This is a genomic window from Streptomyces sp. NBC_01142 (genome assembly GCF_026341125.1).
GTDB lineage: Bacteria > Actinomycetota > Actinomycetes > Streptomycetales > Streptomycetaceae > Streptomyces.
The window spans coordinates 218,857-244,493 of sequence record NZ_JAPEOR010000001.1 but is presented as its reverse complement, the minus strand read 5'-3'; the positions used below and the strand labels follow the sequence as shown (position 1 = coordinate 244,493).

The window sequence follows — 25,637 nt, the reverse complement described above, 5'->3', positions numbered from 1 at the left end:
GTCACGTGTGCCTGATTCGTCGCGAGACCAAGAGAGACCTCCTGATGTCCGAGAAGCCGTCTGTTCTGTTCGTTTGTGTCCACAACGCCGGCCGCTCCCAGATGGCCGCCGGCTGGCTCAGCCACCTGGCTGGCGACCGGATCGAGGTCCGCTCCGCCGGCTCCGCCCCTGCCGAACAGGTCAACCCCGCCGCCGTCGCGGCGATGCGCGAGGTCGGCATCGACATCACGGCCGAGACCCCCAAGATTCTCACCGTCGATGCGGTCAAGGCCTCGGACGTCTGCATCACCATGGGCTGCGGCGACACCTGCCCCGTCTTCCCCGGCAAGCGCTATCTCGACTGGACGCTGGAAGACCCGGCCGGCCAGGGCATCGAAGCCGTCCGCCCGATCCGCGACGAGATCAAGGAGCTCGTCGAGGGACTCATCACCGAGATCGACGCAGAGACCGCCAAGTGAGCGTCTCCACCAACGTGCGCAACGTCGTCGACTCCGGCCCCGCCGCTGCACCGCCGCCCTGTTGACCGTCTGCGGCCCATCCATGAGCGATGCGGTGACGAGGGGCCCCGGACTGCTGTGAGTCCGGGGCCCCTCGTTCACGTGGTGTGCTGGAAGTCAGCCCTTCGCGCAGATGGCCTGCTTGAGCTTCGCCACCACCTGCACCAGGTCCTTCTGCTGGTCGATGCCCTTCCCGATCGGCTTGTACGCCCCCTCATGCTGTCCAGGCGCAGAGGCAGTCCGGTCTCAGCTGTCTGTATGCCGCGCGGGCGCGGAAGAGCCCCGGCCATCCGCCGCGGGGGCAGCGGACGGCCGGGACTACTACGGGGGTCTGAGCCCCCTTCCCTGCTGGCGGGGGCGCACGAGCAGGGCGTCTTGAAACGGCGTCAGGCCAAGGCTGGTAGCGGTTGCTCTAGATTGATCGGCGTCACGCCACGGGACGAGGGGAAGCTCATGACGCAGTCGCTGGAGATCAAGCCCATCGGCATCGTGGTGGGCGGGCACACAGAGCCAACGGACGACCACTGGGGCGAGACGGCCATCATCCGCCTCAACCCCGAGTACCCGGTCGAAGTGGTGCAGGGCCTTGAGGAGTTCTCACACCTCCTCGTCGTCTGGCACTTCCACAAAGCATCACCCGACGACGTCGCCCTGCACGCCCGCAGCCCACGCAACAACCCCAAGTGGCCTGCCACAGGCACCTTCGTGCACCGCAACCACCGCCGACCGAACCAACTGGCCGAGTCTTTCCCCCGCTTGCTCAAGGTCGACGGCCTTGACCTCCACGTCGCAGATCTCGACGCCATCGACGGCTCGCCGATCTATGACCTGGCACCGTACTTCGAGGAATTGGGACCGCGAGGAGAGGTGCGGGAGCCTAGCTGGCCGCGCGAAATGCTCGCGGACTACTGGACCAGGACCCAGCAGTAACGACGGCCCCAGGCACTGCGCCGCAAGGCAACGGAGCCAGGGGGTGATCGATGTGATCGAGGGTGTGTGTCGCGAAGACGGTTTCACCACGTCATCCTCCGGTCGGCCCCGTGCGACGCCGAGTTGAACGACTTCTCGTTCCCCAGACCGCGGACGATGTACGACTCCGTACCCATGGAACCGGGGATGAGCCCCCACTCCCCCGAGCCCGCACTGATGGCCCCCTTTGCCACCAGGGGCTGACACCAAGCTCACAACAAAAACCCCGGGCCCATTCAGTCGTCGAACCAGACGACCAGTCGCACATGATCGTCGCCGTGCTGCGAGGCGAGCTTTTCCATCGCGTCCCAGACCGGCTTCCACTCGCCGTCCTCCCCGACCGCGTCCCGACGGCGGAGTGTCTCGGACCTGTAGAGAGTGTCGCCGATGAGCCATTCCGTCCCCTCGGGCCAGGTCGGCCGCGGGTCGGACGGACGCTGTGACAGGTTGAGCGCCTGCGCGAATCGGGCGTCCCAGCCGGCTTTCCCGACAAATCTGCGCCCGTCGGGGGTCTGCCGGTACTGATGGATGCGGCTGTCCGGCCGCTCGGCCGGCTCATCCCAGTCGACCGCCTTCAGCTCCGCCCAGGTGATCCACGTGGTGCCGTACAACTGGTCCGGCCACAGGGCGAGCCGGTCCAGTTCGGCCCGGACCTCCTCCGACGCATCGACGGGCCTGCCACGCTCGGCGGCCAGCGGCCGGAAGTTGGCGAAGTTGCGCACCCCGAAGAGACAGCCGAACGCGTCATAGTTCCGGGTGTCGTTGAGGCGGTCCAGGTCGACAGCGGCCCGCCAGACCACGTCTCGCTCCCCCATGTCGGCACGCCCTGCCCTGAACTCGACGAACCCATTGATGTCCGTACCCATCCCAAGACCCCCTGCCGGTGAACCACTCCACAAGAAAGAAGCCGCGGACGACGCACACTGTGCGCGGTCCACGGCCCCTCGACAGCGGGCGACTTCAGCCCTTCACGCACACGACCTGCTTCAGCTTCGCTACGACCTCGACCAGATCCCGCTGCTGGTCGATGACCTTCTCGATCGGCTTGTACGCCCCCGGGATCTCATCCACGACGCCGGAGTCCTTACGGCACTCCACACCCCGCGTCTGCTCCTCCAGGTCCCGCGTCGAGAAGCGCCGCTTCGCCGCGTTACGGCTCATCCTCCGGCCCGCGCCGTGCGACGCCGAGTTGAACGACTTCTCGTTCCCCAGCCCCTTCACAATGTACGAGCCGGTGCCCATCGACCCCGGGATGATCCCGAAGTCCCCGCTGCCGGCCCGGATCGCGCCCTTACGGGTGACCAGCAGGTCCATGCCTTCGTACCGCTCCTCCGACACGTAGTTGTGGTGGCAGGAGATGACCGACTCGAAGGTGACCCTGGCCTTCTTGAACTCCTTGCGGACCACGTCCTGGAAGAGCCCCATCATGATCGCGCGGTTGTACTTCGCGTACTCCTGCGCCCAGAAGAGGTCGTTCCGGTACGCCGTCATCTCCGGGGTGTCCGCAATGAACACAGCCAGATCCCGGTCGACCAGTCCCTGGTTGTGCGACAGCTTCTGCGCCACGCCCATGTGGTGCTCGGCGAGCTCCTTGCCGATGTTCCGGGAGCCGGAGTGGAGCATCAGCCAGACCGCGCCCGACTCGTCGAGGCAGAACTCGATGAAGTGGTTTCCGCTTCCGAGTGACCCCATCTGCTTCGTCGCCCGCTCCTGACGGAATTTGACCGCATCGGCCACCCCGTCGAACCGGCTCCAGAAGTCGCCCCACCCCGCCGTCGGGAAGCTCTGCAGCCCGCCCGGGTCCACCGGGTCGTCGTGCATCCCCCGGCCGACCGGGATCGCCTGCTCGATCTTCGAACGGAGCCGGGAAAGATCACCCGGAAGGTCGTTCGCGGTCAGCGAGGTCTTCACGGCGGACATTCCGCAGCCGATGTCGACCCCGACCGCCGCCGGGCAGACCGCACCATGCATCGCGATCACCGAGCCGACCGTCGCGCCCTTGCCGTAGTGGACGTCCGGCATCACCGCGAGGCCCTTGATCCACGGCAGGGTGGCGACGTTCTGCAGCTGCCGCATGGCGACATCCTCGACCGACGAAGGGTCGGTCCACATCCGGATCGGGACCTTCGCGCCCGGCACCTCTACATACGACATAACCCCTCAATTCCCCCGCTGAGTCTCATAGCGCAAAAGCCGGAGCCAAAACCCGTAAAAGACTCAACGGACCGGCATCCACGGCAGCGCGTGCGATACACATTGTGTCCACCGGCCGCCTTCGGGCGGCAACCGCTTTTCCTCACGAAGGGAGCCTGGGACCGTGCAACGAAAGGCGTACGTACCCGGCCTGGCGGCGCTCCTCGCGGCGCTCGTCACCGGCTGCACCGCCGGCAGCGGCACCGAGGGCTCCGCCACCGTCGACAAGCCCGGCCAAGCCACGACGTCCGCCGCGCCCCCCGGCAAGTACCGCAACCTCCCCGAGCCCTGCGGCTCCATCGAGCTCTCGACCCTCAAGGATCTGCTGCCCGGCGCCGCCGAGCTGCCCGAGGAGCAGCAGCAGAAGGTGTACCGCGGCACCGCCGACGTCACCTACGACACCGACCGCCGCGGCGGCTGCAGCTGGAAGGCCGTCGCCCCGGACGCCTCCCACCAGCTCAGGGTGGACTTCGAGCGCGTTGTCTCGTACGACACAGTCGTGAGCGACGACGACCGGGCGCAGGAGGTCTTCACGAAGAAGCAGGCCGCCTCCTCCCTGCCGGCCGCCACCGTGCCCCCGGGCGGCGGGGGCAAGCAGTCCCCGCCCCCCTCCTCCCCGACCGCGACCGGCACGGGCGCAGGCACGGGCGCAGGCACGGGCACAGGCCCCGGCACCGCCCCCACCGCCAAGCCCCCGGCCACCGAGGACACGGAGGACACGGGGGGCACGGCCACCGAGACCCCCGACGGCCTGGAACCGCGCGTGCTCGACGACCTCGGCGACGCCGCGTTCCTCGACGACATCCTCCGCCGGTCCGGATCGACCGCGCAGCAGCGCACCGTCAGCGTGGTGTTCCGCACATCGAACGTCGTCGTGACCATCGAGTACGGCGAGCAGCCCGCCCGCATCACCGAGGTCCCGGACAGCAAAGAACTGCAGGACAAGGCCCAGAGTCTGGCCCGCAAACTGGCCGAGCAGATCGACGACTGAGCAGGCTCGCAGGCTCCCGCGCCTCGCACGTACGGATCCGCAGACCCACCCGCGGACGCGGCGTGTCCGCGTACCGTGGCCTCGCCGAACCCGACCCGAACCGACCCGACCCCACCGGACCGGACGACAACCGACTGAAGGAACCATGCACCGTTCAGCCTCGCGACTCACCCGCATTCTCGCCTGTGCAGCCGTCCCGGTGATGCTCGTCGTCGCCGGCTGCTCGTCGGACTCCGACAACACGTCCGACGGCAAGAAGGCCTCGGGCTCGTCCGCCTCTCCCCAGGCGCAGAAGTCGCCGAACGTCGCCCCCGCGAAGTTCACCGACCTGCCCGACCCCTGCAAGTCGATCTCCGAGAAGACGGTCAAGGACCTCGTGCCGGAGTCGAAGGCCGGCTCGTCCGGCAAGTCCACGGACTCCACCAGCCGCGGCAGCTGCTCCTGGAACGGTCTGGACGACAAGGGCGTGAAGGGCTCGCAGTACCGCTGGCTCGATGTCTCCTTCCTCCGGTACGACTCCGAGGCGACCCTCGCCCTCAGCGGCGATCAGCGCGCCGAGAAGAGCTACACCCAGGAGATTGCCAAGGCGAAGGCCACCGACGGCGCCAAGAACGTGAAGTCCTCGCCCGCCTCCGGCGTCGGCGCGTCGGCGACGGTCATCAACTACGACCTGAAGAAGACCGACGAGGACTTCACCTACGCGACGGTCGTGACGCGTACGGAGAACGCCGTCATCACCCTCACCTACAACGGCACGGGCTACGCGGGCGCGAAGAGCCCGTCCGCCGGGGACCTGACGAAGGACGCGCTGAAGGCCGCCAAGGAAGCGGTGGCCTCGATCGCCACGACCAACAAGGCTGCTGACAAAACCGCCGAGTCGCCCACCGAGAAGTCCACCGAGAAGTCCGCGGACAACTAGGTCCCGGCCCCGGCCTGTTGGCGGAGCCCGACAGAGTCCGTCCCTCCCCGGAGGGACGGACTCCGGACACATGTGCCAGGCTGTGCCCGCTGAATCCGAAAACGGGGAAGGGGATCGCGGGTGGCCGCGATGCAGCTCACACGCACGCACCGCATACTCATCGGGGTCGTCGTCGCAGGCGCGGTGGTCATCGCCGCGATCGGCTTCGCGGGCTCGTACGCCGCCGTGCGCGAGCTCGCGGAGAAGAAGGGCTTCGGCGAGTTCTCCCTCGTCTTCCCGATCGGCATCGACGCAGGCATCTGCGTTCTGCTCGCGCTCGACCTGCTCCTGACGTGGATGCGCATCCCCTTCCCGCTGCTGCGCCAGACCGCCTGGCTGCTCACCGTGGCCACCATCGCCTTCAACGGCGCGGCGTCCTGGCCGGACCCGCTGGGTGTCGGTATGCACGCGGTGATCCCCGTGCTGTTCGTCGTCTCGGTCGAGGCGGCACGGCACGCGGTGGGCCGGATCGCCGACATCACGGCGGACAAGCACATGGAGGGGGTACGGCTCACCCGCTGGCTGCTCTCCCCCATACCCACGTTCCGGCTGTGGCGCCGGATGAAGCTGTGGGAGCTGCGCAGCTATGAGCAGGTCATCAAGCTGGAGCAGGACCGGCTGATCTACCAGGCGCGCCTGCAGGCCCGCTTCGGCCGGGCGTGGAGACGCAAGGCCCCGGTGGAGTCGCTGATGCCGCTGCGCCTGGCGAAGTACGGCGTGCCGCTCGCCGAGACGGCTCCCGCGGGACTGGCGGCGGCGGGTGTCGAACCGGCGCTGCTGCCGCCGTCACCGGTGCAGCAGCAGGTACCGCAGCAGGTGCAGCAACAGCCCGAGCTGCCGCGAGCGCAGCACGAGCGCCAGGACCAGAACGGGAACCCGGGCCAGAACCAGGGCCAGAACCAGGGCCAGGAACAGGCAGAGCCCCGGGCTCAGGCCCCCGGTCCGCAGGACTGGCCCCAGGAGCACGACGAGTACCAGGAGTACGAGCAGTACGAGGAGGGGCCGGGCAGCCACGAGAGCCCCTGGTTCGCGGCACCGCACGTCCCGCAGGAAGCCTACGAGAGCGCCTTCAACCCGACGTACGTGGAGGGCCTGGAGCCCACTGCGGTACGGGTCCCCGCGGGCCCCGGCCGCACCCGCCCGCTCGGCGGCACTGTCCCCGGCCCCCGCACGGAGGCCCAGTTCCCGGAGCAGGCGCCCGACGCGGGGCTGCCTGCCGAGGAGCACCTGGACCCCGATGCCGAGGAACTGCCGGCCACGGGCCTGCCCGACGATCTCTCCCGCGAGGAGGCGTACTTCAACGCCTTCCGCAAGTACGTGAGCGAGCACGGCGACTTCCCGAACGCCCGCCAGTTCGGCCTCTATCTGATGGACCTCTACGGCATCACGGGCCGCACGGGCGGCCCCCTGAGCGAGAGCTCACTCAGGGGCTACCTGCGGGACTTCCGCTACCGCTACCAGACCGAGCTGGACGCGGAACACATCGCGTAGCCGGCGCAGCCGCAGGCCGCTGCCTGAACAGTGCCGGCCACAGGGCGCTGCGGATCAGCGAGGACTACGCCCGTTTGCGTGCCGCCTCGCCCCACAGCGCCATCGCGCCGCCGACGACGGCGAGGGCGATGTACAGCGGCGTGGGCGGGTGGAACCAGATCTGGAGCAGCCCCCAGTCCTGGTCGGAGTAGGTTCGTCCGACGAAGCCGAGGACGCCCTGGATGCCGACGATCGAGCCGATGACTGCGACGATTTCCTTCATACGTCCACGGTCTCCCGCTCCCGGCGCCCGATCGTCCTGCCCTGGGCGGAACCACCCGTAGGCCGAAAGATGCAGCAACGCCGGAGGGCCCCCGTCCGATCCCGATCCCGGACGAGGGCCCTCCCACTTCCTTCACGCAGCAACGCAGCAACGCAGCCAGGCAGCCAGGCGAAGGTGGCTGCGCGTACGCGCAGCTACGCGCCCAGCAGCTTCCGCACCCGGTCCGCCCCGACCGCGAGCAGCAGCGTCGGCAGCCGCGGCCCCGTCTCCCTGCTCACCAGCAGGCGGTACAGCAGCGCGAAGAACGAACGCTGCGCGACCTTCAGCTCCGGCGTCGGCTTGGCGTCCGGCTCCAGGCCCGCCATCACCTTCGGCACGCCGTAGACCAGCGTCGTCAGGCCGTCCAGGGACCAGTGCGTGTCCAGGCCCTCCAGCAGCAGCCGCAGCGACTCGCTGCCCTGGTCGTCCAGGGAGCCGAGCAGCTCCTTGTCCGGCTCCTCACGGACCAGGGTGCGCTGTTCCGCAGGGACCTGGGTGGTGATCCAGTTCTCCGCGCGGTCCAGCCGCGGGCGCGCCTCGTCCAGCGAGGTGAGCGGGTTCGCCGGGTCCAGATCGCTCAGGATCCGCAGCGTCTGCTCGTCGTGCCCGGCCGTGATGTCGACGACCGACGCGAGCGTGCGGTACGCCAACGGGCGCGGAGTGCGCGGCAGTTCACGGGCCGCCGTGCGCGTCGCCCGCGAGTGGGCCGCCGCGTCCGCCGGCAGCACGGTCCCGTCCGCGACCTTCTTCTCCAGCGAGTCCCACTCGTCGTACAGCCGCTGGATCTCCTGGTCGAAGGCGATCTTGAAGGACTGGTTGGGCCGGCGCCGCGCGTACAGCCAGCGCAGCAGCGGCGCCTCCATGATCTTCAGCGCGTCGGCCGGCGTGGGCACGCCACCGCGCGAGGACGACATCTTGGCCATGCCGCTGATGCCGACGAAGGCGTACATCGGGCCGATCGGCTGTACGCCGTCGAACACCTCGCGCACGATCTGCCCGCCCACGACGAACGACGATCCCGGCGACGAGTGGTCGACACCGCTCGGCTCGAAGATCACGCCCTCGTACGCCCAGCGCATCGGCCAGTCGACCTTCCAGACCAGCTTGCCGCGGTTGAACTCGCTCAGCCGCACGGTCTCGCCGAAGCCGCATGCCGTGCAGGTGTAGACGAGCTCGGTGCTCTCGTCGTCGTACGAGACGACGGTGGTGAGGTCCTTCCCGCACTGACCGCAGTACGGCTTGTACGGGAAGTAGCCCCCGGTGCCGCTGCTGCCGTCGTCCTCGGCCGCCGCGCCGGAGCCCTCCGCGGCCTCCAGCTCGGCCTCGTCGACCGGCTTCTGCGACTTCTTGCCGCCCGGCTTCTGCTTGGTCCGGTACTGGTCCAGGATTCCGTCGATCTGGCCACGGCACTTCATCGCGTGCAGGATCTGGTCGCGGTACGTACCCGCGGTGTACTGCTCGGTCTGGCTGATGCCGTCGTACTCGACGCCCATCTCCGCCAGCGCCTCGGTCATGGCGGCCTTGAAGTGCTCGGCCCAGTTCGCGTACGCCGATCCGGCCGGAGCCGGCACCGAGGTGAGCGGCTTGCCGATGTGCTCGGCCCAGGACTCGTCCACGCCCGGGACCCCGGCCGGAACCTTCCGGAACCGGTCGTAGTCGTCCCAGGAGATGACGTGGCGGACTTCGTGCCCACGGCGCCGGACCTCGTCCGCGACCAGGTGCGGGGTCATCACCTCACGGAGATTGCCCAGGTGGATGGGCCCGGAGGGCGACAGGCCGGACGCGACGACGACCGGTTTGCCAGGCGCACGTCGCTCCGACTCGGCAATGACCTCGTCCGCGAAACGGGAGACCCAGTCGGTCTCGGTGCTGCTCTGAGCCACGATCGGCACGTCCTCTTCCTTTTTCTCCACTGAGCTGGCGCCACTGAGCTGGCACCGGCCATTCTCCCAGACGGAAGCGACCCGCCCGGGGTTGCCCATTGTCCCGGGAAACGGCTTGCCTCTCCATGGGATACTTGACAGCCATCCGGATACTCATTCACTTCTCCGGATGCCCTTCAGCCACCTTCACCCCCCTCGACAGGAACGGAAGCTCATGGCCTCGGTCCCTTCCCTCGCTTCGACCGTGCAGCAGCGCCTCGCGGACGCCCTCTCGGCAGCTCTGCCGGAGGCCGGCTCCGCCGACCCGCTGCTGCGACGAAGCGACCGGGCCGACTTCCAGGCCAACGGCATCCTGGCCCTCGCCAAGAAGCTGAAGAGCAACCCGCGCGAGCTCGCGGCCAAGGTCGTCGACTCGATCCCGGCGAACGACGTGCTGAAGGAGATCGAGGTCTCGGGCCCCGGCTTCCTCAACATCACGATCACCGACAAGTCGATCATCGAGACGCTGGCGGCCCGCGCCGCCGACGACCGTCTCGGCGTCCCGTACAAGGACAATCCGGGCACCACGGTGATCGACTACGCCCAGCCGAACGTGGCCAAGGAGATGCACGTCGGCCATCTGCGGAACTCGGTGATCGGCGACGCGGTCGTCCAGATCCTGGAGTTCTCCGGCGAGACGGTCGTTCGCCGCCACCACATCGGCGACTGGGGCACCCAGTTCGGCATGCTCATCCAGTACTTGATCGAGCACCCGCACGAGCTGGACCACAAGGGCGGGTCCGAGGTCTCCGGCGAGGAGGCCATGTCCTCCCTCAACCGCGTCTACAAGGCGTCCCGGGTGCTCTTCGACTCCGACGAGGAGTTCAAGACCCGCGCCCGGCGCCGGGTCGTCGACCTCCAGGCCGGAGACCCGGAGACGGTCGCCCTGTGGCAGCGGTTCGTCGACGAGTCGAAGATCTACTTCTACTCGGTCTTCGACAAGCTCGACGTCGAGATCCACGACGAGGACATCGTCGGCGAGTCCGGCTACAACCACATGCTGGTGGAGACCTGCCGCCTCCTGGAGGAGTCCGGCGTGGCGGTGCGCTCCAACGGCGCGCTCTGCGTCTTCTTCGACGACGTCAAGGGCCCCGACGGCAACCCGTCCCCGCTGATCGTCCAGAAGTCCGACGGCGGCTTCGGGTACGCGGCCACGGACCTCTCCGCGATCCGCGACCGCGTGCAGAACCTGAAGGCCGACACCCTCCTGTACGTCGTCGACATCCGCCAGTCCCTGCACTTCAAGATGGTCTTCGAGACCGCACGCCGGGCCGGCTGGCTGACCGAGGACGTCAAGGCGGTCCAGCTCGGCTTCGGCACGGTGCTGGGCAAGGACGGCAAGCCGTTCAAGACCCGTGCGGGCGAGACGGTGCGGCTGGTGGACCTGCTGGACGAGGCGGTGGAGCGGGCGACGGCCGTCGTGCGCTCGAAGGCCGAGAAGGTCGGCCTGACCGAGCAGGAGATCACCGAGAACGGTGTCCAGGTGGGCATCGGCGCGGTGAAGTACGCCGACCTGTCCACCTCGGTCTCGCGGGACTACAAGTTCGACCTGGACCAGATGGTCTCGCTCAACGGCGACACGTCCGTCTACCTCCAGTACGCCTACGCACGTATCCAGTCGATCCTGCGCAAGGCGGGCGACGCCAAGCCGGCCGCCCACCCGGAGCTCGAACTCGCCCCGGCGGAGCGGGCACTGGGCCTGCACCTGGACCAGTTCGCCGAGACGGTGGACGAGGTCGCGACCTCGTACGAGCCGCACAAGCTGGCCGGGTACCTCTACCAGCTGGCCTCGCACCTGACCACGTTCTACGACCAGTGCCACGTACTGAGCGACGACAACTCCCCGGAGGTCGTCGAGAACCGCCTGTTCCTGTGCGACCTCACCGGCCGCACGCTCCACCGGGGCATGGCGCTCCTCGGCATCCGTACGCCCGAGCGTCTCTGACACACCCCGTCAGACACACCGTCAGACACACCCCGTCACGAAGGCCCCGGCACATCACCATCACCGTGCCGGGGCCTTCGTTCCTCCTTTGCGCCGCTCATTCCTTGCGCCGCTCATTCCGTGACCCACTCGCCCTTGTCCGGCCAGTAGCTGTACGTCGGCCGCCCCTCGATCGCACTCGTACGGAACGGCTTCCCTCCGTCGTCGACCCGCACCGTCCCGCGCCGGTCTCCGGTGCTCCAGTCCAGCTCCAGATACCAGCTCACGTCGTGTCCCTCGGAGTGGACGTCGAGGTTGAGCACCTGCGGATCGTTCGAGGCGACCTTGTACGGGAAGTCCTTGGCGGGCACGACCAGGTCGCCGTTCTGTCCCGCCACCGGCTTCACCCGCGGCTGCGCGGCGTCCAGGTCGATGTCGAAGGTCTGCGGGGTGAGGCCGCTGCCGCAGCCCTCACCCATCGAGTACACCTTCCAGGCCAGGGGAGCGTTGCGCCCCACCACGCGTACGTGCACGGCATTGAGGACCACGGAGTCCGCGGTCCTGCCGGTCGCGGTCAGCTGGAGCCGCAGATGACCGCCGTCCACCCCGCCCAGCACGCGGGCCCAGCCGCGGGTGTCCTGCGGCGCGGGCGGCGGCGGAGCCGCCCCCGGCTCCCGGTCCAGGAGGTAGTACTGGCCGCAGGGCGACTCCCAGTTGTACGAACTGATGCCCACGCTCAGCGGTACACCCCCGGCCGCCCCAGGCCCGGCCGCGCGGCCCGGAGAGCGTGACGCCGAAGGGCTCCCGCTCTGCCCGCCCCTGCCCGGCGGGCTCGCGCTCGACGAGACGCTCGGGGAGGCGCTCGGCGAGGCGGTCGGCGATGTGCTCGGCGGCGTGGACCGGGGCGCCGCGGTGCCGGGTGGGGCACTGGCCCCGGCGACGGGACCCTGCTCCCCCTTGTCGTCCGGGTCCTTGGTGGCGGCGTGGCTCACGACGAAGGCGGCCGGCACGGCGAGAGCGACGACAGCACCTGCGGCGAGGGCGATGCGCAGCGGCTTGGGGCGGCCGGTGCGGGGGCCCTCTGCCGCCAAGATCTCGGGCGCGCCCTCCGCCACGGGCTCCGCGATGGGCTCGGCCACCGGCTCGGGGGCCGTCTCGGAGGTGCGCTCGGAGGTGGGCTCGGCCACCGGCTCAGGGGCCGTCTCGGAGGTGGGCTCGGAGGTGGGCTCGGTCACCGGCTCAGGAGCGGGCTCAGAGGCCGGCTCGGGGGCAGGCTTCGGGGCCGCGCGCCCCCGCCTGCGCGCCTCGTCCGCCAGGATCCATCCCCGGTGCAGCTCCATGAGCTCCTCCGGAGTCGCCGCGCACAGCCGCGCGAGCCGCTCCACGGGGGCGTACTCGGTAGGAACGGCGTCACCGTTGCAGTACCGGTGGAGCGTGGACGTACTGACATGCAGCTTGCCCGCCAGTGCTCCGTAGCTGCGTCCCGAGCGGTCCTTGAGATCCCTGAGCAGGGCCGCGAACTCCTCGGCCTCCGACGTCGCCACCTCGGTGTTCCCCCTCGCATTCGCCGTCACCCGTCCCGGAATGCCGTTCCAGGGACGGGGAGTCACCCCAGGTCACAGTACGCGTCGGCGTTCCAGCTTCCCGAATGGGCCGCGGGCTGTTGCGGCCGGAATCCGCCGCCGCGCAACCTGTGACGACACCGCACAGCCGACCGGGAAGCAGCCATGCGAACCCGTCTTCGCACCGTGCTCGTCGATGCCGTGGCCGTGCTTGTGCTGGTCACCACCACCGCGATCGTCACGGCGCTCATCTGCCACTTCTGATCCGATCCACAGAACGTCCAACGGGGAGAACCGAACACCATGCGCCACACTCGTATCCGCACCAGCGCCGTCGCCGCGACCGCTCTGCTGGCCACCCTCTCGCTGACGGCCTGCCAGTCCGACGACGACGGAAAGAAGTCGGGCGCGTCGGCCCCTGCCACGAGCGCACCGGCCGACCAGCAGCCGTCACCCGCGGCCGACGGTGCAAAGGCCCCCGCGGCCGGCAAGAGCAAGCAGCCCGCGACACCCGCCGCGAACAAGCCGTCCACCGGCTCGGGCGGCGCGAGCGGCGCCAAGGACACCGACGGCCCCGGCGACCCCGGCAGCGTGACCGCCGCCTGCACCGGTGCGAACTCCAAGGTGACCGTCAGCAAGGTGCAGCGCCCCCTCAACCATCTGCTGCTCACTGTGACCAACACCGGCTCCAAGGCGTGCAACGCCTACCACGCCCCGCTCCTCCGCTTCGACGACGCCCAGGCCGCCACCCGGATCATGGACGAGAGCCGGCCTCAGGCGGTCGTCACGCTCGCCCCCGGCCAGTCCGCGTACGCCTCCATCCTCCTGTCAAGCGCCGACGGCAGCGGCGGCAACGGACGTACGGCGAAGAATCTGACCGTCCACTTCGCCCCGCGCAGCGGATCCGGCTCGACCGGCGCACCGGCCGGGCTCCCTCTCCCCGCCGACACGTACACCGACGACAGCGCGGGCGTCAGCTACTGGCAGAGCACCATGGACGCCGCGCTCGTCTACTAGCTATCGCGCGGTGCTGTACGGCCGGTCGCGCCGGGCGTCGTGGAGGACGGAGCCCCACCAGAGGAGCTGGTCGAGCAGTACCTCTGCGGCGCCGTTGGGGCCTTCGGGATCCTTGAGGATGCCGTCGGGGCCGAAGAGCTCGTAGTACCGGGGGAAGGCGACGTAGTCGCGGACTGTGTGGGCCTGCAACTCGCCGAAGACCTGGCGCAGCTGCTCCATCGCCAGGATGCCGCCGCTCCCCCCGCTGTAGCCGACGAAACCGACCGGTTTGGTCTGCCACTCGGTGTAGTGCCAGTCGATGGCGGCCTTCAGCGAGGCGGGGAAGCTGCGGTTGTACTCCGGCGTCACCACGACGATCGCGTCGGCCGCAGCGATCCGCCGGGTGAGGTCCGCCATCTCGGCGGGGCGGACCATGTCGGGCTCGAGCGCCGGCGGCACGGGCGGCAGCTCGAGCGGCAGGGGTGTATCGGCAAGATCGATGAGGTCCACGGTGAACCGGCCGTGCAGTTCAGCCTGCTCGACGAACCAGTTCGCGACCACCGGGCCGAACCTGCCCTCCCTGACGCTGCCGATGATCACCGCGAGGTTGAGGGTCCCACTGGGCATGGCTGTGCTCCTTCTCCGACATCACGAGGTGACCATGGAGGTCACGCCTTTCAAGGTGCCGGGTGGGGCGGAGACCAGGAAGGCCGGGCTGAGACGGGTAGTGACAGGGCCACGATCCCGGCGTCCGCGGCTGTTACGTTCGCAACGTGAGCGACAACGAGCTGGGCATGTTCCTGCGTATCCGCCGTGAAGCCGTCACACCCGCCGAGGTGGGACTCCCCACCGGGCCTCGCCGCCGTACGCCGGGCTTGCGCCGGGCCGAGCTGTCCACACTCGCCGGAGTCAGCGTGGAGTACGTGACACGGCTCGAGCAGGGCCGCGACCGCCGGCCGTCCGCGCAGGTGCTCTCCGCGCTGGCCGACGCGCTACGGCTGACCGCAGGCGAACGCATCCACCTGCACCGCCTCACCAAGGCGGCCGAAGGCGGCTTCACTTGCATGGGCGGCGCGGCGCCGGCCCGCGCGGTGCGCCCCACCGTGCGGGCACTGCTCGAGCGTCTTGAGCCCGCCCCCGCTGTGCTGCTCAACCGGCTGAGCGAGATCCTCGCCTGCACCGCAGCGTACGAGCGGCTGGCGGGACCCATCGGTCTGCTGGACGGCAGGCCGCCGAACCTCGCCCGCTTCGTGTTCACCGACGACCGGGCGCGTACTGCCTACCCCGACTGGGACCGCATCGCGGACGAACAAGTTGCCGCCCTCAAGCAAGGGCCGTTCCGGGCGGACCGGCATGTCGCGGTGCTCGCGGACGAGTTGACCGTCACCGCCGGGCCCGCTTTCGCCGAGCGCGTGGACACACTGACCGGCCTCCCGACGTCCAGCGGCGTAGCGCGGCTGGTCCACCCCGAGGTGGGCGAGCTGCGCCTGGCGTACGAAACCCTCGAACTGCCCGCCGATGACGACCAGCGCCTCATCGTCCACCTCCCCGCCGACGGCGCCACATCCGCCGCGCTCGACCGCCTCACCGGCCGCCTGCCCGGCGCGCTGCGGGCAGTGTCCGACTGACGCGGGCCGCTGATCTCCGTCCGGTCCGGCCGTGATCCGGCATCCGGCATCCGCCCGGCGACCAGCGGGGCGTCGTTCGGATCAGGTGGGCTCAGGGGGATCAGGTGGGCTCAGGGAGGGATCAGCGAGCCCGGCAAGATCCGGACAACACCCCCCGGCTGCGACGTGCGACGAGCCCCCGCCGGGACCCGGTGGGGGCATCGCCTCTCTGTGCCCAGGTGCTCACATCAGCGCGTGCGACGTTCTGCCCGAGGCCTCGTCGATCTCCGTGTGAGCCTTCTGCAGCAGTTGCGAGGCAATATCCATGAGCGCGCGTGCGCCCGAGATCTCCTCGCCGACTCTCAGCTGTTCCGGATCGGAATGGTGGCGCTGGGCGTTGCCGTGCCCGCGTATTTCCGTGCCGTCGCTGAGTCTCACCATGGCGGCCGACCTGGTCCGGTCGCCTTCCTCGCGGAACTCCATCTCGATGTGCCATCCGACGAGTGTCTGCATGACGGATCACCTCCAGCGGTACCTCTTCCAGAGTGCGCCGCCCGGGCCCAGATCACCACCGCACTTACCAAATGGTGAGTATCCGACTTACAAGTCGGTACTTGTTCCGTTTTCCGCTCACGGCAAGGATCGAAAGCGATCCCGCACATCGCATCCCTTTCCGTCTTCGGTAGGAGCCCCGTCATGCCCGCGAACAAGCCCGCGAATCAGTCCGCCGTATCCGTTCTCGGCCTCGGAATGATGGGCACCGCCCTCGCCGCGGCCTTCCTCGGGGCGGGCCATCCCGTCACCGTCTGGAACAGGTCCCCCGCCAAGACCGGCCCCCTGATCGCCCAGGGAGCACTCCCCGCCGACACCGCCGCCGACGCCGTGGCCGCGAGCCCGCTCGTCGTCGTCTGCCTGCTCACCAACGACAACTTCGAGGAGCTCCTCGCCACCCTCACCGAGGATGTCGCGGGCCGGACGCTGGTCAACCTCACCAACGGAACCCCTGCCCAGGCACGGGAGTTGGCCGCCTGGGCGGCCGAGCACGGCGCCCAGTACATCGACGGCGGCATCATGGCCGTACCGCAGATGATCGCGGGCCCGCACGCGTACGTCCTCTACAGCGGCGACGAGCAGGCCTACGAGACCCACCGCCCCACCCTCGCCGCCCTCGGCGCCACCAGGTGGACCGGCACCGACCCGGGCCTGGCCGCCCTGCAGGACCTGGCGCTGCTGGCCGGCATGTACGGGATGTTCACGGGCGTCCTGCAGGCCTTCGCACTGGTGCGTACGGAGAACATCCCGGCAACCGAATTCTCCGAGCTCCTGGTCCCCTGGATCAGCGCGATGCTCTCGGGTGCGCCGGAGCTGGCCAAGGCGATCGACTCCGGACAGCACCTGACGGATGTCTCCAGTCTCGCCGTGAACCAGGCCGCCTTCCCCAACTTCCTGACCACGTTCCGCGACCAGGGCATCAGCGGCGAACTGTTCGAGCCGATCCAGGCACTCCTGGACCGCGCGGTCGACCAGGGCCACGCGGCCGACGGCCTCTCCCGCCTCGCCGACCTGCTCACCGTGCGGAGCTGAGGGCGAACTCGCACCACACGATCTTGCCCGGATCCCGCTCCCCGACCCCCCACTTGTCCGCGAGCGCGGCCACGAGCAACAACCCCCGCCCCGACTCCCCGTCCGGCTCGCGCACGCAGGGCCGCCCGTCGCCGCTGTCGTGGACCTCGACGCGGAGCAGCCCCTCCCCGTGCAGCCACAGCCGGAGCCGGTAGCCGCGCCCGGGCGGTACGCCGTGCAGGAGCGCGTTGGTGGCCAGCTCGCTCACACAGAGCAATACGTCGTCGATACACGTGCCGAGCTCCCAGTCGCCGGCGACCGTGCGTACGAACTCCCTGGCAGCGGGTACGGATGCGCGCTCCCGACGGTAGAACCGCTCGCGCAGCAAGGGGTGTTGCATCGTCCTGTTCATGAGACGAGCGTCACTGCGTGTGACTACGGTGATGCAGTGCGCGCACCCGTACAAGAATTTCGTACGGGCCGTGTGCGCGTGACGTGCGGACGAGGGTGGGGAGTTGGACAGTCATGCACCCCAGGAAGCGGCAGCGGAAGAACGCGTCGGCGATGAGGCTCGTGGGCGCGCTGGTGGGCCGGTTCCGGGAGGCGGCGGGGCTCACTCAGCGCGAACTCGCGGACCGGGTCTGCCTGCACGAGGAGACGATCGCGTCGATCGAGCAGGGCAGGCGGCCGCTCAAGCCGGATCTCGCGCAGCAACTGGACCGGGTGCTGGAGACGAAGGGGGCGCTGGAGACGGCGGTGGAGAACATGCCGGAGATCGATCTGATCCCGGCGTGGGCGGAGCAGTACATGGATCTGGAGCGTGAGGCGATCGCGCTGTCGTGGTTCGAGAACCAAGTGCTGCCGGGCCTGCTCCAGACGGAGAGTTACGCCCGTGCGGTCTACCGCAGCAATGTCCGCGTCCTCAGCGAGGACGAAATCAACGCCCAGGTCGCCGCACGCCTGGCCCGCCAGGAGATCCTGCACCGCGATGTCCCACCGAACGCCAGCTTCATCATCTCCGAGGCGACCGTGCGGGACCGCCTCGGCGGCAACGATGTACACGCGGAAACTCTGCGCCACCTCCGCACGCGCGCCGATCTCCCGGGTATCACCCTCCAGATCATGCCGCTCGGGCGCCAGACTCACGCTGCGCTCGCAGGTCCATTCATCCTGCTGGAAACCCCGGACCATCAGCATCTCGCGTATACCGAGACCCAGCGCGGCAGCCAGCTCATCATCGACCCAAATGAGGTCAGCATCCTGGCGCAGAAATATGCAATGCTGCGAACGCAGGCCCTCAATCCCGAGGAAACCAAGGGCCTGTTGGACCGGCTGCTAGGAGAGCAATGAGCACCGCACTTGAGTGGTTCAAGTCCAGCTACAGCGGCAGCGAAGGCGGCGCCTGCCTGGAGATCGCCTACGCCTGGCGTAAGTCCACGTACAGCAGCGACGAGGGCGGCGCCTGCGTCGAGGTCGCCACCCACCCCGCCGCCGTCCACGTCCGCGACTCCAAGAACCCCGACGGCCCCATGCTCACCCTCGCCCCCGCCACCTGGTCGTCCTTCGCCGCCTTCGCCGCGGTCGGCACCCCCCGCTGAGGCCTGAGGCATCCGGCTGACCCCACACTGTTTCAGGGGGCTGGGTACACCCCGCGACGGGGCCTGGACGGCTGTCCCGGGGTGGTGTCCGATTCCTAGCCTCGAGGGCATGAATCAAGCCATGCCCGAGGCGTCCGTACAACGTGTCACCGGTCTCGCCGGACTGCTGGCCGCGGCCCTCACGATGATCGAGATCCCGCTCTACTTCACGTACTCGGGAGCCCGCCCGCGTCCAACGTGCTGACCCGCATCCTGCTGAACCTCTTCGTCTGCGCCTTCCTCCTCGTCTTCCTTTCCGGCTTCCGCCACGTGCTGCGCCGGGCGGCCCCGGACCACGACTGGGTGGCCGGCCTCGCCTTCACCGCCGGGCTCGTCTACGTCGTCGTCACGCTGGTCTCCAACTCCATGGAGGCCGGTGCGGTCTTCGCCGCGCACGGCACGCCGGTCGACCCGACCACCGACGGCCCGCTCGCCGCCGGACACACGCTGCTCTACGGCTCGATCGGCCGGATCACGACCACGCTCTTCCTGACGGCGTCGGGCTTCGTCGCCCTGCGCACGCCGCTTCTCCCCGACTGGGCGGGCCGCACCGCCTACGCCGTCGCCGCGGTCAACCTCGCCTTCGTGCCCTCCCTCTACTTCGGAACCGATCCGGCCGACTTCTACAGCGCGATCGGCTGGGGCACCACAGCGGTCGTGGCGAGCCTGCTCATGTACTGGATCCTGGCGCTCTCCATCCACCTGCTCAGGCCCGGCTCCCGTACGGCCACTGTCAGTGGCGGAACCTACAGTCGAAGCCATGGCTACGCTTCCGAATCCCCTGCCGGCTCTGACCGTTGATCCCACGGGCCGCTCGGCCGGGCTCGCACTCCCGCCCGGCACACTGGTCGACGCGACCCACGACGGACGGTGGCACGAGCCGCTGCTCTGGTACGCCGACGAGCCCGCGTCCCCCGACGCGTGGGCCGGCCTGCTGTCTGCCCGGAAGGCCGTGGGCCTCCATCCCGTACTGATCCACGGCGGCTCCCGCGACCACTGGCCCGAGGAGTGGGAGCTCAGCCCGGACATGGCGTCGTACGCCGGTGATCACGACGCCGAGGAGGTGCTCGCCGACTTCTGGGAGGAGTACGCCGAGGAGGAACTGGGCGAGGACTCCGCGATCGAGCCGTTCGGCCCGGAGTGGCCCGGCCTGGCCGCCTCCCCCTCCCCGCAGGCCGATCCCGACGTCCGGGCGGCCGAGGTGGCCGCGGATCTCGCCGACGAGGACAGCTGGATGCGAGGCGCGCGGATGGCTCTCGTCCCGGCCCGCCGCAGCGCCGACATACCGGCGGCCATCGGCTGGACCGGCCCGCTCAACTACGAGAACGATGTCGCGCGCCTCTGCGCCGTACTGCGCTCCTGGGAGGACCGTTTCGGCATACGGGTGGTGGCTCTCTCCTTCGACCAGCTCGTCCTCTCGGTGGCATCACCGCCGACCACCATGACCGAGGCGGAGGCTGTCGCGGCCGAGCACTTCGCGTTCTGTCCGGACAGCATCACCCAGAACGATCACGACACGCTGCGCGCGTACGCCGCGCGGGACGTGCTGGGCCGGCAGTCGTGGTCCTTCTGGTGGGACTGAGCACCGGCCGGAAGTTCCCGACTGATTTTACGTCACATTGGTCTATACCTTGACTCGATCACGTCAACGCGCTTGAGTGTGCGGCACAACCCCCCCACGGCGGCCTGCCCGGACTGCAACACCCCGTCCGGGCAAGGTCGTTGCCGCACAAAGGAGTGAGCGAGTGCTGAGACAGCGCATCATGGCGTTGCTGATCGCGATCCTCGTCGGAAGTGGAGTGGCGGCCGTCTCCATGCCCTCCGCGTCCGCCGCATCGGCGGACGCCTGCACCTCCGCCCCCAACTGGTCCGCGGGCACGTCGTACGTGACTGGCAACGTTGTCAGATACACGGACGGCAAGTACTACATAGCCGAGCACGACAACCCGGGGTACGACCCGATCATCAGTACCTGGTACTGGGACCCGTACACCTGCAGCGGCGGCGGCAACCCCTCCCCCTCCGGCTTCGTCGTCAGCGAGGCGCAGTTCAACCAGATGTTCCCGAGCCGGAACTCCTTCTACACGTACCGCGGCCTGAAGGCCGCGCTGAGCGCCTACCCGGGGTTCGCCAACACCGGCAGCGACACCATCAAGAAGCAGGAGGCCGCCGCCTTCCTGGCCAACGTGAGCCATGAGACGGGCGGTCTGGTCCACATCGTGGAGCAGAATCAGGCCAACTATCCGCACTACTGCGACTGGAGCCGGCCGTACGGCTGCCCGGCCGGCCAGGCGGCGTACTACGGCCGCGGCCCGATCCAGCTCAGCTGGAACTTCAACTACAAGGCCGCGGGCGACGCACTCGGCATCGACCTGCTCAACAACCCCTGGCTCGTGCAGAACGACGCCGCGGTCGCCTGGAAGACGGGCCTCTGGTACTGGAACACCCAGACCGGCCCGGGCACGATGACCCCGCACAACGCCATGGTCAACAGCCGCGGCTTCGGCGAGACGATCCGCAGCATCAACGGCAGCCTGGAGTGCAACGGCGGCAACCCCGGCCAGGTCCAGAGCCGTGTCACCAAGTACGAGCAGTTCACCCAGATCCTGGGCGTCGCCCCGGGCGGGAACCTCTACTGCTGATCGCCCTGACGGGCTCATGAACGGGCCGCGGGCCCCGGGACACACGCGCCGGGCCCCGCGGCCTCTCCATGTCCGCACGGCTCCCCATGTCCGCACGGCCCCGCATGTCCGTACGGCCTCTCCATGTCCGCACAGCTCCCCCATGTCCGTACGGCCCCGCAGGCAACCCGCGGGATCTTCTCCCCGTCCTCCGAGATCGAGAGGGCACCCGGGCGAACCGGGCGCCCGGCAAGCGGGGTTGAGGAGGGGACCGTTGATACGTGCCCGGAGGATATGGGCCACCGCGATAGCGGCGCTCACGGTGGCGGGGGTGTCGCCGGCAGTGGCGCAGGCCCGGCCGCAGCCACCTGATGTCCCGGCCGCCACGGCGGCGAACAACGAGAACGGCCTGCCGCCCGGCTGGCGCATCACGAACACCGACGGGGAGAACGCGCTGGAGTGGCGTTCCCCGCGGCAGGTGCCGGCGGGTGACGCGCGCGTGGAGTTCCACGCCGACGGCAAGCTGGTCGGCGCGCCCGAGCCGGACGAGGACGGCCGGACCTTCCGACTGCCCCTCGACAACGCGCGCACCGCGGATCTGGCAGACCTTCAGGTGCTGGCGGCCGGCCGGCGCCTGGACCAGGAAGGCTCCGACGCCCGCGACCGGCGTTCCGTGCCACCCGCCGCCAAGCCGCCCGCCCAGCTCCCGGCGGGCTCCGTCGATCCGGGCAAGCCGGGCACGTACCGTACGGTCACCGGCGAGTACACGCTCGACCCCGTCCGCCTGCCCGGCTTCTCGGCGCCCGTCGAGATGCGCGGCGTCGTCGTCGCGCCGAAGGGCGCCACCGGCAAGCGTCCGATCGCCCTGTTCCTGCACGGCCGGCACGCCACCTGCTACGTCCCGGGCGACGAAGAGGCGAACATCAACTGGCCCTGCACGAAGGGCTCCAAGCCGATCCCGAGCCACCGGGGCTATCTGCGCGACCAGGAGCTGCTGGCCTCCCAGGGCTATGTGACCGTGTCGATCTCCGCCAACGGCATCAACGGCCAGGACGGGGCCGTCGAGGACGCCGGAGCGCAGGCCCGTTCCTCGCTGGTGCGGGCACACCTGGGGCGGTGGGCCGACTGGGCCGCCAAGCCGGCCAAGGCACCGGAGGCCGTACGCAAGGCGCCGAGGGCCGACCTGTCCCGCGTCCTGCTCGTCGGCCACTCGCGCGGTGGCGAGGGCGTCAACCGCGCCGCCATGGACAGCCTCTCCCCGCCCCCGGCCGGCCAGGACGGCTACCGCGGCAAGGTGCGCTGGCACATCCGCGGGACCGTGCTCATCGGACCGACGATCTTCGGCCAGAACCCGGTGCCGGACGTGCCGTCGCTGACGATCCTGCCGGGTTGCGACGGCGACGTCTCCGACCTCCAGGGCCAGGTGTACGCCGACGGCACCCGCGGCGTCAGCCGGGGCAAGGCCCTGCACAGCGCGGTCTACATGGTCGGCGCCAACCACAACTACTTCAACAGCGAGTGGACGCCGGGCCAGGCCCAGGCACCCGCCAACGACGACTTCTGGCACGACTCCGAGCAGCCGGACCCGGTGTGCTCGCCGGGCACCGCGACCCGGCTGACCGCCGACCAGCAGCACCGGGCCGGCGCCACCTACATCGCCACCGCGGCCCGGCTGTTCGTCGCCGGGGACGACCGGGTGCGCGAGCTGCTCGACGGCTCGGGCCGCCGCGCCCCCTCCGCCGACCCCGCGCGGGTACTGACCCACGCGGTCGGCGCGAACCGCGGCGCCGGGTTCCTGCCGGACGGCTCCGTGAAGGTGACCGGCGGACGGCTGTGCTCCGCGATCGATCCCGACCCGCGCGCCGCCTGTCTGGACCGGGAGGCAGGGGGCTCCTCGCCCCACTTCGCACAGTGGGCGCCGGAACGCGAGACCGGCCGCCGCGCCGTGGCACTGCGCTGGTCCGCGCCGGGCTCGGCGGTGAAGGTGCGCCCGGAGAAGCCTCTCTCCGTCAAGGGTGCCAAGAGCCTCGCGCTGCGCGTGTTCGTGCCGCCGAACTCCACCGGCACACAGCTCGACGTGGCAGTCACCGACGCCTCCGGCAAGCGGGCGGACCTCGGCCGCGTCCGGGTGGACGGCCTGCCCGGCAGCGACCGCACCTCCTCCTACTGGGCACGCGAAGTGCGCGTACCGCTCACCGCCGCCACCCGCGCCGGCCTCGACCTGCGCCGGGTCGCCTCCCTGGAGCTGACCCCGCGCAACCGCTCCGGGCAGGCATGGCTGATGGACGCCTGGGCCTGGAGTCCGGGCACCCCCGCCGTGCGGGAGGCAGCGCTGCCCCGCATCGACCTCGGCCGCCTGAAGGTCAAGGAGGGCAACGCGGGCGAACGCACGTACCGGGTGCCCGCCCGCGTGTCCGGCAAAGGCAGCGGCACGGTGCGGCTGTACGTCATGGACCCGGCCACCGGCAAGGCCAAGGACCGGCTGGTGACGGTCCGGCCCGGCAGCAGCACCATCGACGTACCGGTGAAGGTGAAGGGCAACAAGCGATACGCCTGGGACGTGTCCCACGACGTGTTCGTGAAGGCGGTCCGCGGGACCGTTGTCGGCTCGCACTCCGGCGGGGTCACCGCCGAGAACGACGACCCGATGCCCAAGGTCACCGTGAAACCGGTCGCCGGCACGGTGACCGAGGGGAAGCCCCTGACCTGGCGGGCGTCCCTGTCCGCGCCCGCCGACGTGGAGATCGCCAGGACACTGCAGGTCGTGCCCGTCGCGGGCCGCCCCGAGCTGTCCACCGCGGATGTCGACCGGCAGTGGCTGCTCGACATGACCGGGGAGGTCCCCGACGGTGAAGTCCCCCTGTCCCAGCTGGGATCCGTCGCCCTCTGGGCGACGGTACCGGCCGGGAAGACCAGTGCCGAGGTGACCGTGCCCACGGTCCGTGACCAGGTGGCCGAGCCGACGGAGTACGTGGGCCTCCAGCCCACCGACGACGAGGGCGAGCCGCAGGGCCCAGTCCTGACCGGCACGGTACTCAACGCGTCGTAGGAACCGCCTGCAGCTTCACCCGGCTGTGAACCGGCACCCCCGGCTCACGGCCGGGTGAACGCGCACCACACCACCTTGCTCGAATCGCGCCGGCCGACACCCCAGGTGTCGGCCGGCGCGTCGCGTGTCCCGCCCCCGACGCGAACCGGGAATCGCTTCTCGAGAGCAGGGGGTGTCGTTTGGATCAGGCTGGATCAGTGAGCGGGGTCTGGTGATGGGGGCACCTCCCGTGCCCGAGGGCTACGGGGGAGCAGCGCAAGGCGGAGGAGGGAGTCCACGCGGAGCGTCGGCGACTGACGACAACACAGCGAGGTGCCGTGCCAGGGCACGCGAGCCCGGCAAGAACCAAACGACACCCCCTAGCAGCCCTGGGCGACCTCGGTCGCCCAGTACGTCAGGATCATGCTCGCGCCCGCGCGCTTGATCCCGGTCAGGCTCTCCAGGATCGCCTTGTCCCGGTCGATCCAGCCCTTCTCGGCGGCGGCCTCGACCATCGCGTACTCACCGCTGATCTGGTACGCCGCGACCGGCACATCCACCGCGTCCGCGACCTTCGCCAGCACGTCCAGATACGGACCCGCGGGCTTGACCATCACCATGTCGGCGCCCTCCTGGAGGTCCAGCGCCAACTCCCGCAGGGACTCCCGGAGGTTGGCCGGGTCCTGCTGGTACGTCTTGCGGTCGCCGCGCAGCGAGGAGCCGACAGCCTCGCGGAACGGCCCGTAGAAGGCCGACGAGTACTTGGCCGTGTACGCCAGGATCGACACGTCCTCCTTGCCGATGGTGTCCAGCGCGTCGCGGATGACACCGACCTGGCCGTCCATCATGCCGCTGGGGCCGACCACATGGACGCCCGCGTCGGCCTGGACCTGCGCCATCTCCGCGTACCGCTCAAGGGTGGCGTCGTTGTCGACCCGGCCGTCCGCGTCGAGCACACCACAGTGACCGTGGTCGGTGTACTCGTCGAGACACAGGTCGGACATGATGACGAGCTCGTCCCCGACCTCGGCCTTCACATCGCGGATCGCGACCTGAAGAATCCCGTCGGGGTCCGTGCCCGCCGTCCCGGCCGCATCCTTCTTCGCGTCCTCCGGCACCCCGAACAGCATGATCCCGGCAACGCCCGCCTCGCGGGCCTCGACGGCCGCCTTACGCAGGGTGTCGCGGGTGTGCTGCACGACACCGGGCATCGCGGAGATGGCGACGGGTTCGCTGATTCCCTCGCGCACGAACGCGGGAAGGATCAGATCGGCGGGGTGCAGTCGCGTCTCGGCAACCATGCGCCGCATGGCGGGAGTGGTCCGCAGCCGCCGGGGCCGCGCGCCGGGAAAGGATCCGTACACAGTCATGGCTCCA

At 69.7% G+C, this 25,637-nt stretch carries 25 protein-coding genes and 1 pseudogene; 16 read left to right on the top strand and 10 right to left on the bottom strand.

Annotated features, from left to right (window positions below):
* Window positions 1-44 precede the first annotated feature (44 nt).
* Together OG883_RS01225 and OG883_RS01215 are read left to right on the top strand one after the other, a co-directional pair.
* Window positions 45-458, top strand: a complete 414-nt coding sequence (locus OG883_RS01225) for an arsenate reductase ArsC (RefSeq protein WP_266533690.1) — start codon at window positions 45-47, stop codon at window positions 456-458.
* Window positions 459-950: 492 nt separating this feature from the next.
* Window positions 951-1,427: an SAM-dependent methyltransferase gene (locus OG883_RS01215; RefSeq protein WP_266533687.1), complete on the top strand. Its 477-nt coding sequence runs from the start codon at window positions 951-953 to the stop codon at window positions 1,425-1,427.
* Window positions 1,428-1,516: 89 nt separating this feature from the next.
* On the opposite strand, the pseudogene OG883_RS01210 reads toward OG883_RS01215, so the two are convergent.
* From OG883_RS01210 to OG883_RS01200, 3 genes and pseudogenes are all read right to left on the bottom strand, one after another.
* Window positions 1,517-1,654, bottom strand: a pseudogene (locus OG883_RS01210) (RtcB family protein); the annotation flags it as partial.
* 48 nt (window positions 1,655-1,702) lie between these two features.
* Window positions 1,703-2,332: a hypothetical protein gene (locus OG883_RS01205; protein WP_266533684.1), complete on the bottom strand. Its 630-nt coding sequence runs from the start codon at window positions 2,330-2,332 to the stop codon at window positions 1,703-1,705.
* A gap of 94 nt (window positions 2,333-2,426) precedes the next feature.
* The gene (locus tag OG883_RS01200) at window positions 2,427-3,620 is read right to left on the bottom strand and encodes an RtcB family protein (protein WP_266533682.1); all 1,194 of its coding nucleotides are present in this window, start codon (window positions 3,618-3,620) and stop codon (window positions 2,427-2,429) included.
* 163 nt (window positions 3,621-3,783) lie between these two features.
* Between OG883_RS01200 and OG883_RS01195 the strand changes: the two genes are divergently transcribed.
* From OG883_RS01195 to OG883_RS01185, 3 genes are all read left to right on the top strand, one after another.
* A complete protein-coding gene (locus OG883_RS01195) occupies window positions 3,784-4,650 on the top strand; it encodes a DUF3558 domain-containing protein (RefSeq protein ID WP_266533679.1) in 867 nt (288 codons plus the stop codon).
* A 145-nt stretch (window positions 4,651-4,795) separates the two neighbouring features.
* Window positions 4,796-5,569 carry a DUF3558 domain-containing protein gene (locus tag OG883_RS01190; protein ID WP_266533676.1) on the top strand — a complete coding sequence of 258 codons (774 nt, stop codon included), beginning with the start codon at window positions 4,796-4,798 and terminating at the stop codon, window positions 5,567-5,569.
* A 120-nt stretch (window positions 5,570-5,689) separates the two neighbouring features.
* Window positions 5,690-7,099 carry a DUF2637 domain-containing protein gene (locus OG883_RS01185; RefSeq protein WP_266533675.1) on the top strand — a complete coding sequence of 470 codons (1,410 nt, stop codon included), beginning with the start codon at window positions 5,690-5,692 and terminating at the stop codon, window positions 7,097-7,099.
* A gap of 64 nt (window positions 7,100-7,163) precedes the next feature.
* Here the strand turns inward: OG883_RS01185 and OG883_RS01180 are convergent, their stop codons facing one another.
* Together OG883_RS01180 and lysS are read right to left on the bottom strand one after the other, a co-directional pair.
* Entirely contained in the window at window positions 7,164-7,361 is a 198-nt protein-coding gene (locus OG883_RS01180) for a hypothetical protein (RefSeq protein WP_266533672.1), read from the bottom strand.
* Window positions 7,362-7,555: 194 nt separating this feature from the next.
* Complete coding sequence (gene lysS, locus OG883_RS01175; RefSeq protein WP_266533670.1) at window positions 7,556-9,292, bottom strand: lysine--tRNA ligase; 1,737 nt, start codon at window positions 9,290-9,292, stop codon at window positions 7,556-7,558.
* A 205-nt stretch (window positions 9,293-9,497) separates the two neighbouring features.
* Between lysS and argS the strand changes: the two genes are divergently transcribed.
* A complete protein-coding gene (gene argS, locus OG883_RS01170) occupies window positions 9,498-11,267 on the top strand; it encodes an arginine--tRNA ligase (RefSeq protein ID WP_266533667.1) in 1,770 nt (589 codons plus the stop codon).
* Window positions 11,268-11,380: 113 nt separating this feature from the next.
* Here argS and OG883_RS01165 read toward each other — a convergent pair whose 3' ends face one another.
* Window positions 11,381-12,790, bottom strand: coding sequence for a helix-turn-helix domain-containing protein (locus tag OG883_RS01165; protein ID WP_266541139.1), 1,410 nt, complete (start codon window positions 12,788-12,790; stop codon window positions 11,381-11,383).
* Between the two features lie 321 nt (window positions 12,791-13,111).
* Between OG883_RS01165 and OG883_RS01160 the strand changes: the two genes are divergently transcribed.
* A complete protein-coding gene (locus OG883_RS01160) occupies window positions 13,112-13,825 on the top strand; it encodes a DUF4232 domain-containing protein (RefSeq protein ID WP_266533664.1) in 714 nt (237 codons plus the stop codon).
* Here the strand turns inward: OG883_RS01160 and OG883_RS01155 are convergent, their stop codons facing one another.
* Window positions 13,826-14,431, bottom strand: coding sequence for an NADPH-dependent FMN reductase (locus tag OG883_RS01155; protein WP_266533663.1), 606 nt, complete (start codon window positions 14,429-14,431; stop codon window positions 13,826-13,828).
* A 146-nt stretch (window positions 14,432-14,577) separates the two neighbouring features.
* On the opposite strand from OG883_RS01155, the gene OG883_RS01150 reads away from it, so the two are divergent.
* Complete coding sequence (locus OG883_RS01150; RefSeq protein ID WP_266533661.1) at window positions 14,578-15,432, top strand: helix-turn-helix domain-containing protein; 855 nt, start codon at window positions 14,578-14,580, stop codon at window positions 15,430-15,432.
* Window positions 15,433-15,654: 222 nt separating this feature from the next.
* On the opposite strand, the gene OG883_RS01145 is transcribed toward OG883_RS01150, so the two are convergent.
* Window positions 15,655-15,924, bottom strand: coding sequence for a DUF1876 domain-containing protein (locus OG883_RS01145; protein ID WP_266533659.1), 270 nt, complete (start codon window positions 15,922-15,924; stop codon window positions 15,655-15,657).
* A gap of 183 nt (window positions 15,925-16,107) precedes the next feature.
* Here OG883_RS01145 and OG883_RS01140 point away from each other — a divergent pair, with 183 nt between their 5' ends.
* Complete coding sequence (locus tag OG883_RS01140) at window positions 16,108-16,995, top strand: NAD(P)-dependent oxidoreductase (protein ID WP_266533656.1); 888 nt, start codon at window positions 16,108-16,110, stop codon at window positions 16,993-16,995.
* Here the strand turns inward: OG883_RS01140 and OG883_RS01135 are convergent.
* A complete protein-coding gene (locus OG883_RS01135) occupies window positions 16,979-17,386 on the bottom strand; it encodes an ATP-binding protein (protein WP_266533653.1) in 408 nt (135 codons plus the stop codon). The two genes, OG883_RS01140 and OG883_RS01135, sit on opposite strands and share 17 nt — an antisense overlap.
* 152 nt (window positions 17,387-17,538) lie before the next feature.
* Here OG883_RS01135 and OG883_RS01130 point away from each other — a divergent pair, with 152 nt between their 5' ends.
* The 7 genes from OG883_RS01130 (at window position 17,539) to OG883_RS01105 (ending at window position 24,281) form a co-directional block, all read left to right on the top strand.
* A complete protein-coding gene (locus tag OG883_RS01130) occupies window positions 17,539-18,324 on the top strand; it encodes a helix-turn-helix transcriptional regulator (protein ID WP_323180861.1) in 786 nt (261 codons plus the stop codon).
* Window positions 18,321-18,572: a DUF397 domain-containing protein gene (locus tag OG883_RS01125; RefSeq protein WP_266533649.1), complete on the top strand. Its 252-nt coding sequence runs from the start codon at window positions 18,321-18,323 to the stop codon at window positions 18,570-18,572. The genes OG883_RS01130 and OG883_RS01125 overlap by 4 nt, the downstream gene beginning before the upstream one ends.
* Before the next feature lie 109 nt (window positions 18,573-18,681).
* Window positions 18,682-18,816 (top strand): hypothetical protein, encoded by a 135-nt coding sequence (locus tag OG883_RS46725; protein WP_323180860.1) that lies wholly within the window; start codon window positions 18,682-18,684, stop codon window positions 18,814-18,816.
* The gene (locus OG883_RS01120) at window positions 18,810-19,412 is read left to right on the top strand and encodes a hypothetical protein (RefSeq protein ID WP_323180859.1); all 603 of its coding nucleotides are present in this window, start codon (window positions 18,810-18,812) and stop codon (window positions 19,410-19,412) included. The genes OG883_RS46725 and OG883_RS01120 overlap by 7 nt, the downstream gene beginning before the upstream one ends.
* Complete coding sequence (locus OG883_RS01115; RefSeq protein ID WP_266533647.1) at window positions 19,372-20,193, top strand: DUF4253 domain-containing protein; 822 nt, start codon at window positions 19,372-19,374, stop codon at window positions 20,191-20,193. The genes OG883_RS01120 and OG883_RS01115 overlap by 41 nt, the downstream gene beginning before the upstream one ends.
* A gap of 163 nt (window positions 20,194-20,356) precedes the next feature.
* A complete protein-coding gene (locus OG883_RS01110; RefSeq protein ID WP_266533644.1) occupies window positions 20,357-21,253 on the top strand; it encodes a glycoside hydrolase family 19 protein in 897 nt (298 codons plus the stop codon).
* A gap of 253 nt (window positions 21,254-21,506) precedes the next feature.
* Window positions 21,507-24,281, top strand: coding sequence for a S9 family peptidase (locus OG883_RS01105; protein ID WP_266533641.1), 2,775 nt, complete (start codon window positions 21,507-21,509; stop codon window positions 24,279-24,281).
* A 359-nt stretch (window positions 24,282-24,640) separates the two neighbouring features.
* Here OG883_RS01105 and hemB read toward each other — a convergent pair whose 3' ends face one another.
* On the bottom strand, window positions 24,641-25,630 hold the full coding sequence (hemB, locus tag OG883_RS01100) for a porphobilinogen synthase (protein ID WP_266533638.1): 990 nt from the start codon (window positions 25,628-25,630) through the stop codon (window positions 24,641-24,643).
* Window positions 25,631-25,637: the final 7 nt, after the last annotated feature.

Bases quoted from the DNA above. Each gene is read 5' to 3' on its own strand.
- OG883_RS01225 (WP_266533690.1), top strand. From the start codon at position 45: ATGTCCGAGAAGCCGTCTGTTCTGTTCGTTTGTGTCCACAACGCCGGC.
- OG883_RS01215 (WP_266533687.1), top strand. From the start codon at position 951: ATGACGCAGTCGCTGGAGATCAAGCCCATCGGCATCGTGGTGGGCGGG.
- OG883_RS01205 (WP_266533684.1), bottom strand. From the start codon at position 2,332: ATGGGTACGGACATCAATGGGTTCGTCGAGTTCAGGGCAGGGCGTGCC.
- OG883_RS01200 (WP_266533682.1), bottom strand. From the start codon at position 3,620: ATGTCGTATGTAGAGGTGCCGGGCGCGAAGGTCCCGATCCGGATGTGG.
- OG883_RS01190 (WP_266533676.1), top strand. From the start codon at position 4,796: ATGCACCGTTCAGCCTCGCGACTCACCCGCATTCTCGCCTGTGCAGCC.
- OG883_RS01180 (WP_266533672.1), bottom strand. From the start codon at position 7,361: ATGAAGGAAATCGTCGCAGTCATCGGCTCGATCGTCGGCATCCAGGGC.
- argS (WP_266533667.1), top strand. From the start codon at position 9,498: ATGGCCTCGGTCCCTTCCCTCGCTTCGACCGTGCAGCAGCGCCTCGCG.
- OG883_RS01160 (WP_266533664.1), top strand. From the start codon at position 13,112: ATGCGCCACACTCGTATCCGCACCAGCGCCGTCGCCGCGACCGCTCTG.
- OG883_RS01155 (WP_266533663.1), bottom strand. From the start codon at position 14,431: ATGCCCAGTGGGACCCTCAACCTCGCGGTGATCATCGGCAGCGTCAGG.
- OG883_RS01145 (WP_266533659.1), bottom strand. From the start codon at position 15,924: ATGCAGACACTCGTCGGATGGCACATCGAGATGGAGTTCCGCGAGGAA.
- OG883_RS01140 (WP_266533656.1), top strand. From the start codon at position 16,108: ATGCCCGCGAACAAGCCCGCGAATCAGTCCGCCGTATCCGTTCTCGGC.
- OG883_RS01135 (WP_266533653.1), bottom strand. From the start codon at position 17,386: ATGAACAGGACGATGCAACACCCCTTGCTGCGCGAGCGGTTCTACCGT.
- OG883_RS01130 (WP_323180861.1), top strand. From the start codon at position 17,539: ATGAGGCTCGTGGGCGCGCTGGTGGGCCGGTTCCGGGAGGCGGCGGGG.
- OG883_RS01125 (WP_266533649.1), top strand. From the start codon at position 18,321: ATGAGCACCGCACTTGAGTGGTTCAAGTCCAGCTACAGCGGCAGCGAA.
- OG883_RS46725 (WP_323180860.1), top strand. From the start codon at position 18,682: ATGAATCAAGCCATGCCCGAGGCGTCCGTACAACGTGTCACCGGTCTC.
- OG883_RS01115 (WP_266533647.1), top strand. From the start codon at position 19,372: ATGGCTACGCTTCCGAATCCCCTGCCGGCTCTGACCGTTGATCCCACG.
- hemB (WP_266533638.1), bottom strand. From the start codon at position 25,630: ATGACTGTGTACGGATCCTTTCCCGGCGCGCGGCCCCGGCGGCTGCGG.